Here is a 14,292-nt window from a genome sequence, read left to right on the forward strand (position 1 = left end):
ATTGCGTAGTGACTTGCGTATTTCCTTTCGCTTTCTGATCACTTTCCATCAAAGGATATTTCAGCGCTGTTGATTTCCTTAGCAAGCGTTTCACAATAAGTTCTTGATTCGACTTCAGACTGCGTTTCCAGCGACGGTAGGCGTTTCAGCGCAAGTTCGGGCCTCGGCAGTGTTCACGTGCGGGGCTTCTTCTTTTGCAGCATTTCATGCGTCGAGAACCAGCGCGCCATCGCGCGCAACGACACGCCCATTCGCCACGACCAGCTTGCGCACAGGCCGCGCGGCCACCGCATGCGCGACGTTCTCTGCATCGACGAGCACGAGATCCGCGCGCGCCCCTGCGTGCAGGCCATAGTCAGAAAAGCCACAACCACGCGCGGCCGCATGGCTCACGCAATCGAACGCGATGGCAAGCGCATCGTCGCGCCGCAGGTCGTATCGCATGCCGATCAGCATCGCGCGCTCCAGCATGTCCGGCGAGCCATATGGATTCCACGTATCGCGAATGCCGTCGTTGCCGCCGAATAGCGTGACGCCTTTCTCGATGCACGTCATCAGCGGCGGCACGGTAACGGAAGCGGGCGCGGTGGTGAGCAACGCGACGTTCAGCAACGCAAGCCGGTCGAGCAGCGGATCGCGCTCGCGCGGCGGCAATGCGCCGAGACAGAACGCATGGCTGACGACGACGCGCCCCTGCATGCCAAGCGCCTCGACGCGATCGAGCAGCAGCTTTAGTGTGAACGCGCCGATTTCGGCGGGCTCGTGCAGATGGATGTCGATGGGCTTCTGATGGCGCGTCGCAACGTCGAATGTCGCATTCAGCGACGCGACGGGATCGCCGTCGATCAACGCCGGGTCCAGCGCGCCCAGCACGTCGGCGCCCGCGCGCAGCGCCGCGTCGAGCAGCGTGACAGTCCCTTCGCGGTTCAACATGCCCGATTGCGGAAACGCGACGATCTGCATGTCGAGTGTGTCGCGCAGCGTATCGCGTGTCTTCGACACGCCTTCGAGATGCCTGAGGCCCGCATCGGTGTCGATGTCGACATGCGTGCGCAAGCGCGTCGTGCCCGCCTGAAGGAACGCGCGCCCGAGCGCGAGCGATGCAGCCGCCGCGTCGTGGCCGCTTTGCGCGCGAAAGCGGCGCTCGTTCTCGATGCGATCCGTGAGCTTCGGGCCCACTTCGTTGCGATACCAGCGCATGCCCCACATCGTCTTGTCGAGATGCGTATGGCCTTCGACGAAGCCCGGCAACAGCAGCGCGCCGTTGCCGTTCTCGCGCACGGCGTCTGCGCGGACCGGCAAACCGGGGCCGATCGCATCGATGCGTCCATTGGCGATCGACACGTCCACGCGTGTGCCATCCGGCAGCCGTGCATCGGCGATCAACAGAGGCTCTTTCATGCGGACTCCATTTTTCTGTCGGCATCGACGCGTTTGAGGCGGCGGCGCAACCAGATGGTCCATAGCATGAGTCCGCCATAGACGCACCAGCGCAGCGCTGTCGATACCTGCTCGGCGAGTTCCGTGTCGCTCCATGTGGAGACGACCCAATAGCGTGCGGCATTTTCAGCCGTGAGGCCGATGCCCCATATCACCGTCATCCGGCGAATCGTCGCCACGAGTTCGGGATTGTCGCGGTAGTGACACTCGAATTGCCCGACGCTCTCGCGCGACTCGCGCGATGCCGTCGAGCGCGCGAGATAGTAGATCATCGGCTTGCGCAACAGCAGCGAAAGCAGAAACGTGATGCCGATGACACCCGACACCATCGGGTCTTCGAGCGCACGGCGCGGCGCATGCTGGTCGATCAGCGCCCACGCGAGCAACGGCAGGATGCCGGCGAGCACGATGGCGCTCAACGCATCGAAGTGCCGCGAGTGGTACAGGTCCCACGCGATCCACGCGACGAGCGGCGCCGCCGAAGCGGCGAGCGCGCCCGTCGGGCCCCAATGCGGCAGCGCGAACCGATACGCGAGCCACGGCAGCGCGAGATTGATGAGCAACGCGGACAAGTAACGGTATGGAACCTTCATAGCCCTATGCGAGAAGCGCGCCGTTGTCCTGCTTTACGGTCGATCCGGCAATTGCATGCGCAGTGTCGCACATCGGCGGCCGCGGGCAAACGGCGCGTGCATGTTGGCGACGCATGAAAAAACGGCAGGCGCCGTACAGCGCTCGCCGTTCGTGCTGGCTTGCAGCCGTTGCGTGCTCAGATGAATGGCAGTGTCGGGCGCTCGAGTGCCGGCTTCATGATAGGCGACAGCGCGGCGAAGATGCGCGTGCCTTGCTCTTCGTCGAGCACGCTGCCGAGCAGCGTGCGAAAGCGCGGCTCCTCGACGCCGGAGACGATGTACTGCCAGCGATACGCGTCGAGCATCGCCGCGTTCACTTGCGCGATTTCGGCGTGCAGCAGCGTGCGGCCCACGTGCTCGCAGAAGTACGCGGCGTCTTCGTTGGCTTGCATCTGCACCACGCCATCGACGCCCGCCACCAGCGCGTTCAGATCGTCGACAGCGGCGTCGCGTTCGGGCTTGCCGAGCTTTGCGTCTTCGCGCATCCATTCGAGTTCGTCGATGATCGCGTGCTGCGATTCTTCTTTCCAGTGGTACATGAACACGTCTTTGAACAGTGGCGAGAGGCTGTCGTCCGCTTCGATGCTCCGGCGGTAATGCACCTGCGAGAAGATTTCGATGTGACACGTCAGCGCGAGAATTGCCCACGTCGATTTGCCGAGCACGAACGCGGCGATATCGTCGGCATCGGGCAGGAAGCGGTAGCCTGCCGGCATATCCGCGGCCGCCAGCAGCTCGATGCGGCGGAACAGTTCCTGATGCTTCAGTTCTTCGTCGGTGACGCGCACGACGGCTTCGAGCGCGATCTGGTCGCCGAGTGCATGATCGCGTCCCAGTTCCAGCATCTTCGCCCCGATGAAGCGTTCGACGAGCTTGAACATGTTCGCGTAAGTGCGCCCCTGGACCTGCGAATAGAAGCGGCGTTCGGCATCGTTCAAAAACGGCAGCCGATAGACCTGGGACAGGCCGTCCGGCAAGAACTTTTGGCTGGTGTCGAGCGTGCGTCCACGAATCACGTCGTCATCGATGTCCCAGCGCACGCGGCGGGACACTTCGACGCATTTTGCGTAGCGGTGGGAAGGCAGTTGGTAATCGACAGCTCGCATCTTCGAACTCCTGTGGGCCGCGCGCCGGACCTCTGTGGGCGGTGCTGCAATGAGGCCGTTGCGGATTGCGGTGGGATAGCGCCGGAACAGGAAGAACGATTGAAAGCGGCGCCGAATCAAAGCGCTGCGCGTCGGCATGCTGCGTGCCGTGTCGCATCGCTCGTGCGCATTCTGCGTTTTCGCGCCGTCATGGACATGAGACGCGAGTCCCGTGCGTGCGTTGAGCACTGCAACAAAGCGGGAAAAGCCGGGACATGTGCCCCGCCTCATTGCAGACACTGCTGCCGCGCGGTGGTGCGCTTCAGGCAGCGGGTGCGTCGAAGCCCGCCTTGCGCGCCATCACGATTGCCTGTGCGCGGCTTTCCACCGAGAGCTTCGAGAAGATGTTCGTGATGTGATTGCGCACGGTCTTCTCCGAAAGACCCAGGCGCGCGGCGATCTGCGCATTGTCGCGTCCGCCCGCCATCAGTTCGACGATTTCACGCTCGCGCCGGGTGAGCGACGCGAAGACGGGATCGACGGTGGTCGGGGGCGGCAGGAACGCGCGCACTTCATCGCGCCAGCGCCGCCACGCGGGCTCGGATTCGAGCGTCAGATGGTTGTCGCTTTCGAGCGGCACGAAGCGCGCGCCCGGAATCAGGCTCGCGAGCAGGCGGCTTTCTTCGAACGGCACGCGTGCATCGCGCACGGCATGCAGGACGAGCGTCGGGCATCGCACGTGCGGCAGCAGATCGACGACGTCGATGCCGTTGAATACCCGCATGATGCGCGCGGCGTTTTGCGGCGTCGTCGTGATGCGCTCGAGTTCGTTGAACCAGCGGTGCTGCTCCGGGCTGCCGCCCGGTATGAACTGCGTCGTGAAGAACTGGCGAAACGCGGGATTGTGCTGGCCCCAGCCGATTTCCGCGAGCTTGATCAGCGTTTCGGCTTCTTCGCGCGACTGCTCGGTGCGCGAGCGCACGAGCCGTCCGCGCGCATAGCCGCCATGCAGGATCAGATGCGAGACGCGCTCCGGAAAGGCGACGGCGTACGCAATCGCAATCGACGCGCCCTGTGAAATGCCGAGCAGCGCAAAGCGGTTGACGCCCGCCGCGTCGATCACGGCGATCAGGTCCTGCTTCCACGCGTCGAACGAAATATCGGCGACGTCGTGATCCGACAGGCCGCAGCCACGCTGGTCATAGCGGATCAGCGTATGTTCGCGGCACATCTCCACGATCATGTGGCTCCAGACGGGGCTGGCGAGATCGAACTCCAGATGGCTCAGCCAGTTCGCGGCCTTGACGATGGGCGGGCCGCTGCCGCAGGTCGCGTACGCGATGCGCGTACTGTCGGGGGCCGTGCACAGCCGGATTTGCTGCCTGCAATGCGGGGCGAATGCGGACATGAGCCTCCCGGCGGCGACAGGAAAAAGCACAGGTATCGCGTGACCTGCGCTTTCATTCAGCTTATCACCGCAAAGACGCTTTGCAGCGCAAAGTGCGGACAATCGAAGCCCGGCGAACGGCGGCCCGCGCAACGTATGTAGCGCGTGATGCGTTAGGCGCACGCGCACGCATCGCGCGGCGTCGATTAGGCCCTGACGCTGCGCGGGCTCTTCTCGACGAGCGGCGCGGACATTGCGAAAGCGGCCCGCACGCACTGGCTGACGAGGTCGCCGAACGCGTTGGCGTTATGCGTGCCGCTCAATGCGCCGACTTCATCGACGTGCTCCGATTGTCCGCCGATGCCGACGATCAGCTGCGCGCCAGGCGCGCGCTCGCGGATGCGCCGCAGCAGATTGCGCAGATAAGGCGGCGCTTCGGGCGCATCGAGCGTCACGACGCACACGATCGCCGCGCCCTCGACGCCGTGCGAGCCCGCGTGGCCGCGCCGGAACTGCGCGTAGTTCGCCAGGATGGGCACGAAGCCACGCCGCGTCAGCAGTTGCACGGCGATGGCCATGGTCACTTCGTCGAACGCGCCGCGGCCCGCCACGCAGACGATGCGCTGCCGCGCGGCGTCCTCGGGCAGCAAGGCGGGCAGCGCGTCGGGCGCGCCCGTATCAGGACGCGCTTCCGGCATGCCCTCGACCTGCTCGAGGTTCTCGACGATATCGAGCAGCGTCTCGTTCATGCGCGCGAGCTGCTCGGGCGAGAACACGCCGCGCAGTGCGTCGTTGCGCGCGAGCCTCAGGCCTTCGCGCGCGACATCGTCGTAATAGCGGACGAGGGGCATGTCCTTCAGGAAGCGGTCGGCCTGCACGATGGCTTCGTGCGGATCGTCTGCGAGCAGCCGTTGATAAAAATTCTGCGCGGGCGTGAGCGCGGGCTGATCGCCGAGCAGCACCGTGAGGAATTTCAGGCGCTCTGCGTAGCGGCCGAGGGTAACGAGACAGAGCGTGAGCGGTGTCGACAGCACGAGGCCGATGGGCCCCCACAGCCAGCTCCAGAAGATCGCCGCGACCACCACGGCGAGCGGCGATAGCCCGGAGCTGTGCCCATACAGCAGCGGCTCGACGACCTGGCCGGCAACGACGTCGATGCTGACGAACAGCACGATCGTCCATACGGCCATGGTCCATTGCGGCTGGATCGCGGCCGCGAGAATCACGGCGAGGATCCCCGCGATCCACGTGCCGATGTACGGCACGAAGCGCAACAGCGCGGTCAGCACGCCGAACAGCAGTGCGCCCGGCACGCCGATGATCGCAAGGCCGATCGCGATCAGCGCACCCGCGCCAAGGTTCACGCCCAGTTGCACGACGAAGTAGCGCGACAGCCGGCTCGCGGCATCGTTGATCGCGGTGGTCGTGCGGTGCAGATCGCGCGCGCCGAACAGACGTATCAGGCGGTCGCGCAGGTCTTCGCGCTGCATCAGGATGAAGATCGTCACGACGAGCACGATGAACATCGTCTCCAGCGGTCCGAGGACAGGCGTGAACACGCGCTGCGCAAGCTGTAGCGGCGACGGAATGGGCTCGTGCACTTCGACGGGCAGCGGGGCCGCCGCCGTCGGCTTTTGCGAGCGGCCTGCTTCGTGAGGCGGCGCGGCGCGCTCGGGCGCGACACGCGCGAGCGCGGTGGCGGCGCGCGAGAGCATCGCATCCGCGCGACCGACGGTCTTCTCCTGCACGGCCTCGACCTTGCGCTCGATGGCCGCCTGGTACTGCGGCAGCGAGCCTGCCAGTTGCGCGACCTGCGCGCCGATCAGCGTGCTCACAGCGAGCAGCGTGACGAGCGAGGTCAGCACGGCGACGAAGATCGACGGCAGTTGCCCGAAGTGAAGGCGCCGCAACAGGCTGACGAACGGTGCAAGCAGAAAGCTCAGCAGCACGGCGAGCGTGATCGGGATCAGCACTTCGCGCGCGAAGTACAGCCCGCATACGACGACCACGAACGTGATCAGCGATGCGAGGCTATGCAGCCCGGGGGTGCCCGGCGGATAGACACGGTTGGCGGAATGCCTTGGCGGGGTGAGCGGAAGTTTCATGACCTGGTCGAAAGGGCGCGCCCGGTGGCTCGGATAGCACCTCGGGTAGCAACGTTAGTCCCGCGTGAGATGCCGGGTTTGCAATGCCGTTTGCAATGGCGCTTGCAGGAGCCGTCGCAGCGCTGCCTGCGAATGCGAGTGCCATTGCGAGCGCTTTTACCCGCGCAAACGCGGCACAGCTGTGCGTGCCTTCGATGCTGAGGTAGTCATGCGAAGCAAGACCCAGGCCTGAGCGCGCTCGGCAACCGGCGCGCGTGTCGTTGAATCGTTCCAGTTTATCAAGCGCGCCGCGCGCTTTCGTCGGACGTTTGTCGAAGCAGTCCTGTCGGCGCGGCGCATCATGCCGGAGTTGGCTCGGTCAAATGCAGATTTTGTTCTTATCCTGCGAGCCATTCACGGAGGCAAACGACATGCGGCGCGCAACCGAAAGCGACATCGCGCTAAACGCGCGGCCCGCAGGCATGCCGCTGCAGCGGCCACGAATGTCGGGCTTCTCAGCCCGTTACCCGGAGACTACGGCTGATAATGGCTTGCAGAAAGGCGAGAGGGCAGTGCGCTTCATTTTTCTCTTCTCCTGCGTGTTGTGATTCGCGAATGAACGAGAGCCTAGGCGCATGCAGGAAATGTAAAAAGGCCAATAAGCGGCATTAGATGGATTCACAACACGACATGATGCGATTATTGCGGCTTATACAAAGTGTATTGCCGCGTCTACCCGTTCGCGGACCTATGCTGGCCTTGTTTGTTTTTTGAACGCGAAGAGTGGTGCGCAAACACGCAGTCATTACGCAGTAAATAAATACGCAGTTGGTCCGCTTCATCATCGCTGGTCGCGGAATATTGCGCGAACGACGATTAACAATTGCGGCTTCCGGCATTTTCAGTTTCGCGTAATGCTATACACTAGGCGAGGTTTCATCCTGTCTGCGCTCAGCAGACAGACCACGCTTGAACGCGGCAGCCGCCGCGTTTTTTTTCGCCCGCTTTTTAAGCCGTGAGCGGCTGTGGCTATTTCGCGCGATAGGAGTGTGGCGGCAAGGCCATGCGAGAGAGAACCGCGCACCGCCTTGCCTCCAAATGCGATCAACCCTGATCGCCGCCGCCAACGGGCAATACGGTGCCCGTGATGTACGACGCTTCGTCAGATGCGAGAAAGAGAATCGCACCGACCTGTTCGTCGATCGTGCCATAGCGATGCATCAGGCTCGTCGCCTTGGTCTGCTCGACGATGCCTTGATACCAGATGGCTTCCTGTTCCGTCTGCTGATGGGTGTTGCGCGGCACGCGCCGCGGCGGTGCTTCTGTGCCGCCTGTCGCGACGGCATTGACGCGGATGCCATCGGCGGCATGCTCGAACGCGAGACTTGCCGTCAATGCATTCACACCGCCCTTGGATGCCGCATACGGCACGCGATAAATGCTGCGCGTCGCGATCGACGACACGTTGACGATCACGCCATGCCTGTGCTCGATCATCGAGGGCAGCACGGCGCGGCAGCACCATAGGGTCGGAAAGAGCGAGCGGCGCACTTCGGCCTCGATCTGCGCTTCGTCGTATTCCTGATACGGCTTCGCCCAGATCGTCCCGCCGACATTGTTGATCAGCACATCGATGCGGCCGAACGTGCCGAGCGCCGCGTCCGTCATCTTGCGGGCGCCTGCCCAGGTTTCCAGATCGGCGGTGACGGCGATGCAGCGTGCGCCCGGCGCGGAAATTTCCGCCGCGACTTCATGCACGAAGTCCGAACGATCGCATAGCACGACCGTCGCGCCCTGCCGTGCCGCCGCGATCGCGACGCCACGTCCGATGCCCTGCGCCGCGCCCGTCACGACGACTACTTTGCCTTCGAAGCGTTGTTTCATGATCGTCAGGCCGCGTTGGTGGCAGAGAATTTTTCATAGTGAAAGCTGGCAGGCGTCACGCCAATTTCGCCGAGCCAGCCGCGCACAGCATCGACCATCGCAACGGGGCCGCATAGATACACATCCACGTCGCCGCCGTTGAGCCATGCGGGATCGACATGCGCCGTCACGTAGCCTTTCAGCGGATGGCTGCTCGATGCATCGGCGACACAGGTGCGGTATTCGAAGTTCGGCAACTTGCCTTGTGCGGCATCGAGTTGCGGTAGCGCGACGAGATCGATGTCGTTCGTCACGCCGTACACCATGCGCACTGGCTGCTCGCCATTGTCTTTGGCGGCGAGCACGTCGAGCATCGAAAGAAACGGCGCGATTCCCGTGCCGCCCGCGAGAAACAGCACGGGGCGCGCCGTCTCGCGCAGATAGAACGCGCCGTAAGGGCCGGAGAACGCGACGCGCTGCCCCGCCTGCGCGTGCTGGCTCAGATACGTGCTCATCTTGCCTTCGGGCACGTTGCGCACGACAAAGGACACACGCGATTCCCCCGGCGCGGAGCTGAACGAGTACGAGCGCGACAGCTCGCTGCCCGGCACTTCGACATTCACGTACTGGCCCGCAAGGAACGAGAGCTGGTCGGGTGCATCGACGTCGATCGAAAACTCTATCGTCGAGTCGGAGAGCTTCTGCACGTTCGCGAGCGTGCCTTCATGACGCGCGACACCTGTCTTGCACGCAGCGGACGAAGCGGGCACGCGGATCACGCAGTCGGAGCGCGGGCGCGTCTGACATGCGAGCACATAGCCTTGCGCGGCATCTTCGGGCGTCAGCGCATCTTCGATGTAGCTCGATTCGGGCAGGTCGTACGTGCCCGATTCGCAAAAACCGCGGCACGTGCCGCATGCGCCGTCGCGGCAATCGAGGGGAATGTTGATCTTCTGACGATAGGCTGCGTCCGACAGCGTCTCGTTTTCGCGGCACGTGATGAAGCGCGTGACGCCGTCTTCGAACTGAAGTGCAATGCGGTGTTCCATGAACTGCTCCTGACTTCCGGGTGCTGCGTGCGTGGGCGCGCGCATGACGCGCGGTTGCGCGCTCGGATGTGATCTCAGATGTGATAGATGTCGATGACCTGATTGATGTAGTCGTTCTTCAAGACGACGTACTTGTTCAGGATCTGCGGCGTCTCGCCGTTGAAATCGATCACATAGCGCGACATGCCGAAGTAGGTGTAGTTGGTCTTGTAACGATGGCTCAGCGTGTGCCAGTTGAAGCGCACCGTGCAGACACCATCGTCGTGGCGTTCGAGTTCCACGTTGCTGATGTTGTGGCTCGTGCGCGTATCGGGGATCGTCGCGCTCGAACGCTCGGTCTTGATGCGGAACACACGGTCTTCGAGGCCCTGACGGTTCGGGTAGTAGATCAGCGAGATTTCGCGCTGCGGGTCGGTGATCAATTTGTCCGTGTCGTCCCATGACGGCATCCAGAAGACGGCGTCCGGGTGATAACAGGTGATCCACTCATCCCATTGCTCATCGTCGAGCAGGCGGCTTTCGCGGTAAAGGAAGGCCTGGATGTCGGCGAGCGTCGGCGTAATGGCGATCGTGCTCATGCTGCGCTCCTTTGCGTGCCGGCTTGCGTTTCCCTTGCGAGCGCGTTGCGGATCGTCTCTACCCAATAGCGGTGCTGGATCGTATAGAGCCCTTCGTCTTCCGTCTTCACGCCGCTCAAGAGCGGCTTGAGGCCGATCTTCGTTGCGGCTTCGTCCGCGCCTTCGATCCAGTGCGTCGACCCGCGGCACATGTCGTTCCATTCGACGGAGCGCGCGGCATAGCCTTGCTGGCACGCGCGGAATTCTTCGAGATCGTCGGGCGTCGCCATGCCGCTCGCGTTGAAGAAGTCTTCGTATTGGCGAATGCGGCGTGCGCGCGCTTCGTCGGATTCGCCTTTCGGCGCGATGCAATAGATCGTCACTTCCGTCTTGTTCACCGACAGCGGCTTGAGCACGCGGATCTGCGAGCCGAACTGATCCATCAGGTACACGTTCGGATAGAGGCACAGATTGCGCGAGTTCTGGATCATCCAGTCCGCTGTTTCGCTGCCGCAGCGCGCGGCGAACTCATCGCGCCGATTGAAGTTGGGCCGGTCTTCGGGATTTGCCCAGCGCGACCACAGCAGCATGTGGCCATGCTCGAATGCGTAGAAGCCGCCGCCCTGGCGGCCCCAGCCGCCTGCGTCCATCGCCCGGATCTTGTCTTCGCGCTCGTTCTGTTCCTTCCGATGATTGGTCGTCGCCGCGTAGTTCCAGTGCACGGCCGACACGTGATAGCCGTCCGCGCCGTTTTCCGCCGTCAGCTTCCAGTTGCCTTCATACGTATACGTGGACGAGCCGCGCAGCACTTCGAGTCCTTCATCGGACTGGTCGACGATCATGTCGATGATGCGCGCCGCTTCGCCCAGGTACTCGGTGAGCGGCTTCACATCGGGATTGAGGCTGCCGAACAGAAAGCCGCGGTAGCTTTCGAAGCGCGCGACTTTCTTCAGATCGTGCGAGCCTTCGTGATTGAAGCACTCGGGATAGCCCGCGCCTTCCGGGTCTTTCACCTTCAGCAGCTTGCCGCTGTTATTGAAGGTCCAGCCGTGAAACGGACACGTGAAGGTCGCCTTGTTGCCGCGCTTGTGGCGGCACAGCACCGCGCCGCGATGTGTGCACGAATTGACGAGCGCATTGAGTTCGCCCTGGCGGTTGCGGGTGATGACGACGGGCTGACGGCCCATCGTCGTCGTGAAGTAGTCGTTGTTCGACGGAATCTGGCTTTCGTGCGCGAGATAGATCCAGTTGCCCTCGAAGATGTGCTGCATTTCAAGTTCGAACAGCGCGTCGTCGGTGAACGCGCTGCGGTGCAGGCGATAGTCACCGCGCGCCTCGTCTTCGACCAGGTAGTCGTCGATATGCTTGAGCTTCGGACTGCGGTCCGGGTAAATGGGGATCATCGGATGTCTCCTGTTCGATGCCGGCGCTTGCCCGTCGCTCGGTTTTGTACCCGAAAGGTATAATTTGTGGGGGCGCTGCGGTTGAGTGAAGAGTAGTTGCCGCACATATGGCGCGTCCAACACTGATTTAGTATCAGTTCAATATCCAAGGGGTATCGTCATGGAGCTGCGCCATCTGCGCTATTTCGTCGCCGTGGCCGAGGAGCGCAACTTCACGCGTGCCGCGCAGCGGTTGCATATCGCGCAGCCGCCGCTGAGCCGCCAGATGCAGCAGCTCGAAGACCTGCTCGGCGTGCAGCTCTTCGTGCGCAATTCACGGCCCGTCGAACTGACGGATACAGGGCGCTTCTTCTATTCGCATGCGGTGCAGTTGCTCGCGCAAACTGCGGAGCTCGAATCGATGACGCGGCGTGTCGGCAAGATCGAGCGCAGCCTTTCAGTGGGATTCGTCGGCTCGACGCTATATGGGATGCTGCCCAAAATCATCCGGCGCTTTCGCAACGAACATCCCGCCGTCGAGCTGACGCTGCACGAAATGTCGACGATGGATCAGATCAAGGCGCTCAAGGAAGGCGTGATCGACGTGGGCTTCGGGCGCATCCGTCACGAGGACGCGAGCATCAAGCGGATCGTGCTGCGCGAGGAGCGGATGATCGTCGCGCTGCCCGTCGGGCATCCGTTGTCGGAACAGCAGCCGGTGCTGTCGCTGCACGATCTCGTCAACGACACGCTGATCATTTTTCCGAAGGCGCCGCGTCCGAGCTACGCGGACCAGGTGCTGGCCGCGTTCCGCGATCGCGGGCTCGAGCCCCGACGCATCTACGAAACGCGAGAGCTGCAGATCGCGCTGGGACTGGTTGCGATGGGCGAGGGGCTGTCGGTGGTGCCGGGCAGCGTGTACGGCCTCAAGCGCGACGACGTCAGCTATAAAGAACTCGACGACGCGAATCTGGTGTCGCCCATCATCATGAGCATGCGCTTGCTCGATGAGTCCGAGGATCTCACGCAAATGCTGGAAATGATCTACGCGCTGTATGAGGAAGAGCACATGGAGTATTTGCCGCCTCATGACGAGGGCGCGTGACGACGGCGCGTGACGATGTGCTTTCGGCGCGCAACGGCGCAGCGTCAGCAGCAGGCGCGGGCTCGTTCATCGGGGCTTCATCACAGAACGGGCCGCGAGGCTTGCAAGCAGCCCGGAACCACCGCCGCTTTCAGGCGGAAATGGCCGGGCAACGCTTGCTACTGCTCGATATATGGCGAGGCCGTGTGCTCTTCAACCCTTCGGCAAACGTGCCGCCGCATCACGCAGCGCCGTGCGCAACCCTTCTTCGACGACGGGGTGATAGAACGGCATCTCCAGCATCGCATCGACGGTGAGGTTCATCTGCAGCGCCCATGACAGCAGGTGCGCGATATGTTCGGCGTCCGGCCCGATCCATTCGGCGCCAACGAACCGGCGCGACGCCTTGTCCACGTACACGTGCATCAGTCCGCGATTGCGCAGCATCACGCGGCTGCGGCCCTGGTCTTCGAAGCTCACTTCACCCGTCACGAACGAACCGGCCGCGAGGTCCGCGTGGCGCGCACCGACCATCGCGATGCCCGGCTCGGAGAACACCACCGAAATCGGCGCACGGCGCGTGAACGGCTTCACGTCCGGGTAGTGCGCGGCGTTGTTGCCCGCGGCGCGGCCTTCGTCGGCGGCTTCGTGCAGCAGCGGCAGCACATTGTTCGCATCGCCCGCGACGAACACGGGATGCCGGCCCGCCTGCAGCGTCAGCGGATCGAACACGGGCACGCCATGCGCATCCAGTTCGAGCGTCGTGTTGTGCAGCGCGAGCTTGTCGACGTTCGGCCGGCGGCCGGCCGTGACCAGCACGTAGTCGAACGTGTCTTCGCGCAGTTCGCCCGCGCTGTCGCGATAGCGCAGATGCACGCTATCGCCTTCGCGCGCAGCCGCTTCGACTTGCGCATGCGGCTCGAAATGGAATGAATCGCTGAACACGCTGCGAGCGTAGTCCTTGATGGCGGGGTCGCTCAACGGACCGACGCGGCCGCGCGCGCCGAGCATCGTCACATCGACGCCGAGCCATGCGAGCGCCTGGCCGAGTTCGAGGCCAATCACGCCCGCGCCGATCACGGCGACCTTGCGCGGCAGGTCGTTCCATGCGAACACGTCGTCGTTGATGATCGCGCGGTCGCCGAGCGCCTGGTACATCGGCGGCATGTACGGCGACGAACCCGTCGCGATCACGATGCTCTTCGCGTGCACGCGGGTATGGTCGCCGACTTGCAGCACGTTGTCGTCGATGAACTGCGCGTAGCCAATCAGCCGCTCTTCGGCCGGAATGCTTTCCGTCGATTCGACGACGAACCCCACGAAGCGGTCCCGCTCGCCCTTGACGCGCGCCATCACTTCGCGTCCGTCGATACGCACGGCGCCATCGACATGCACGCCGAACGGCGCCGTGCTGCGCGCCGCGTGCGCGGCTTCGGCGGCCGCGATCAGCAGCTTCGAAGGCATACAGCCGACGCGCGCACACGTCGTTCCGTAAGCGCCGCCTTCGATCAGCACGACACTCGCACCCGCGGCCTTCGCGGCCCGAAAAGCTGGCAGACCGGCACTGCCCGCGCCGATCACAGCAACGTCGATATCAAGCGTCTTCATGATGTTCCTCGCTCGGACGGGCGGGTGGCGGAATCAGTCACCTGTGCCGCACTTGCCGCTGCCGTCCAGTAGAATCGGTTTGCATTGCACGGTTGCCACTGTACGGTTCAAGGCCCGGCGT

General features: G+C 63.4%; 11 protein-coding genes. 1 reads left to right on the forward strand and 10 read right to left on the reverse strand.

The genetic code is table 11. The features are described from left to right. Window positions 1–204 precede the first annotated feature (204 nt). The 9 genes from J8I87_RS09920 to benA all read right to left on the reverse strand — a co-directional run bounded on the left by J8I87_RS09920 (window position 205) and on the right by benA (window position 11,500). The gene (locus J8I87_RS09920; protein ID WP_209931283.1) at window positions 205–1,401 is read right to left on the reverse strand and encodes an amidohydrolase family protein; all 1,197 of its coding nucleotides are present in this window, start codon (window positions 1,399–1,401) and stop codon (window positions 205–207) included. Next, a complete protein-coding gene (locus J8I87_RS09925; protein ID WP_209931284.1) occupies window positions 1,398–2,033 on the reverse strand; it encodes a VC0807 family protein in 636 nt (211 codons plus the stop codon). Before J8I87_RS09925 ends, J8I87_RS09920 begins: the two co-directional genes overlap by 4 nt. Window positions 2,034–2,209: 176 nt before the next feature. Next, the gene (locus J8I87_RS09930) at window positions 2,210–3,178 is read right to left on the reverse strand and encodes a hypothetical protein (RefSeq protein WP_209931285.1); all 969 of its coding nucleotides are present in this window, start codon (window positions 3,176–3,178) and stop codon (window positions 2,210–2,212) included. Window positions 3,179–3,479: 301 nt separating this feature from the next. Then, complete coding sequence (locus J8I87_RS45650) at window positions 3,480–4,565, reverse strand: alpha/beta fold hydrolase (RefSeq protein WP_209931286.1); 1,086 nt, start codon at window positions 4,563–4,565, stop codon at window positions 3,480–3,482. Window positions 4,566–4,750: 185 nt separating this feature from the next. Beyond that, complete coding sequence (locus tag J8I87_RS09940) at window positions 4,751–6,649, reverse strand: AI-2E family transporter (protein ID WP_209931287.1); 1,899 nt, start codon at window positions 6,647–6,649, stop codon at window positions 4,751–4,753. A gap of 1,083 nt (window positions 6,650–7,732) precedes the next feature. Beyond that, complete coding sequence (locus tag J8I87_RS09945) at window positions 7,733–8,512, reverse strand: 1,6-dihydroxycyclohexa-2,4-diene-1-carboxylate dehydrogenase (RefSeq protein ID WP_209931288.1); 780 nt, start codon at window positions 8,510–8,512, stop codon at window positions 7,733–7,735. 5 nt (window positions 8,513–8,517) lie between these two features. After that, window positions 8,518–9,540: a benzoate 1,2-dioxygenase electron transfer component BenC gene (benC, locus tag J8I87_RS09950; RefSeq protein WP_209931289.1), complete on the reverse strand. Its 1,023-nt coding sequence runs from the start codon at window positions 9,538–9,540 to the stop codon at window positions 8,518–8,520. Between the two features lie 74 nt (window positions 9,541–9,614). Continuing rightward, window positions 9,615–10,118 (reverse strand): benzoate 1,2-dioxygenase small subunit, encoded by a 504-nt coding sequence (gene benB / locus J8I87_RS09955; RefSeq protein ID WP_209931290.1) that lies wholly within the window; start codon window positions 10,116–10,118, stop codon window positions 9,615–9,617. Further along, window positions 10,115–11,500, reverse strand: a complete 1,386-nt coding sequence (gene benA, locus J8I87_RS09960) for a benzoate 1,2-dioxygenase large subunit (protein ID WP_209931291.1) — start codon at window positions 11,498–11,500, stop codon at window positions 10,115–10,117. Before benA ends, benB begins: the two co-directional genes overlap by 4 nt. 160 nt (window positions 11,501–11,660) lie before the next feature. Here benA and J8I87_RS09965 point away from each other — a divergent pair, with 160 nt between their 5' ends. Further along, window positions 11,661–12,584, forward strand: coding sequence for a LysR family transcriptional regulator (locus J8I87_RS09965; protein WP_209931292.1), 924 nt, complete (start codon window positions 11,661–11,663; stop codon window positions 12,582–12,584). 192 nt (window positions 12,585–12,776) lie between these two features. On the opposite strand, the gene J8I87_RS09970 is transcribed toward J8I87_RS09965, so the two are convergent. After that, window positions 12,777–14,171, reverse strand: a complete 1,395-nt coding sequence (locus J8I87_RS09970; RefSeq protein WP_209931293.1) for a dihydrolipoyl dehydrogenase — start codon at window positions 14,169–14,171, stop codon at window positions 12,777–12,779. Window positions 14,172–14,292: the final 121 nt, after the last annotated feature.

The sequence above is a fragment of the Paraburkholderia sp. LEh10 genome (genome assembly GCF_017814945.1).
Lineage (GTDB): Bacteria > Pseudomonadota > Gammaproteobacteria > Burkholderiales > Burkholderiaceae > Paraburkholderia.

Excerpts from the sequence above, each read along its gene's own strand:
- J8I87_RS09920 (WP_209931283.1), bottom strand. The coding sequence starts at position 1,401 with ATGAAAGAGCCTCTGTTGATCGCCGATGCACGGCTGCCGGATGGCACA.
- J8I87_RS09925 (WP_209931284.1), bottom strand. The coding sequence starts at position 2,033 with ATGAAGGTTCCATACCGTTACTTGTCCGCGTTGCTCATCAATCTCGCG.
- J8I87_RS09930 (WP_209931285.1), bottom strand. The coding sequence starts at position 3,178 with ATGCGAGCTGTCGATTACCAACTGCCTTCCCACCGCTACGCAAAATGC.
- J8I87_RS45650 (WP_209931286.1), bottom strand. The coding sequence starts at position 4,565 with ATGTCCGCATTCGCCCCGCATTGCAGGCAGCAAATCCGGCTGTGCACG.
- J8I87_RS09940 (WP_209931287.1), bottom strand. The coding sequence starts at position 6,649 with ATGAAACTTCCGCTCACCCCGCCAAGGCATTCCGCCAACCGTGTCTAT.
- J8I87_RS09945 (WP_209931288.1), bottom strand. The coding sequence starts at position 8,512 with ATGAAACAACGCTTCGAAGGCAAAGTAGTCGTCGTGACGGGCGCGGCG.
- benC (WP_209931289.1), bottom strand. The coding sequence starts at position 9,540 with ATGGAACACCGCATTGCACTTCAGTTCGAAGACGGCGTCACGCGCTTC.
- benB (WP_209931290.1), bottom strand. The coding sequence starts at position 10,118 with ATGAGCACGATCGCCATTACGCCGACGCTCGCCGACATCCAGGCCTTC.
- benA (WP_209931291.1), bottom strand. The coding sequence starts at position 11,500 with ATGATCCCCATTTACCCGGACCGCAGTCCGAAGCTCAAGCATATCGAC.
- J8I87_RS09965 (WP_209931292.1), top strand. The coding sequence starts at position 11,661 with ATGGAGCTGCGCCATCTGCGCTATTTCGTCGCCGTGGCCGAGGAGCGC.
- J8I87_RS09970 (WP_209931293.1), bottom strand. The coding sequence starts at position 14,171 with ATGAAGACGCTTGATATCGACGTTGCTGTGATCGGCGCGGGCAGTGCC.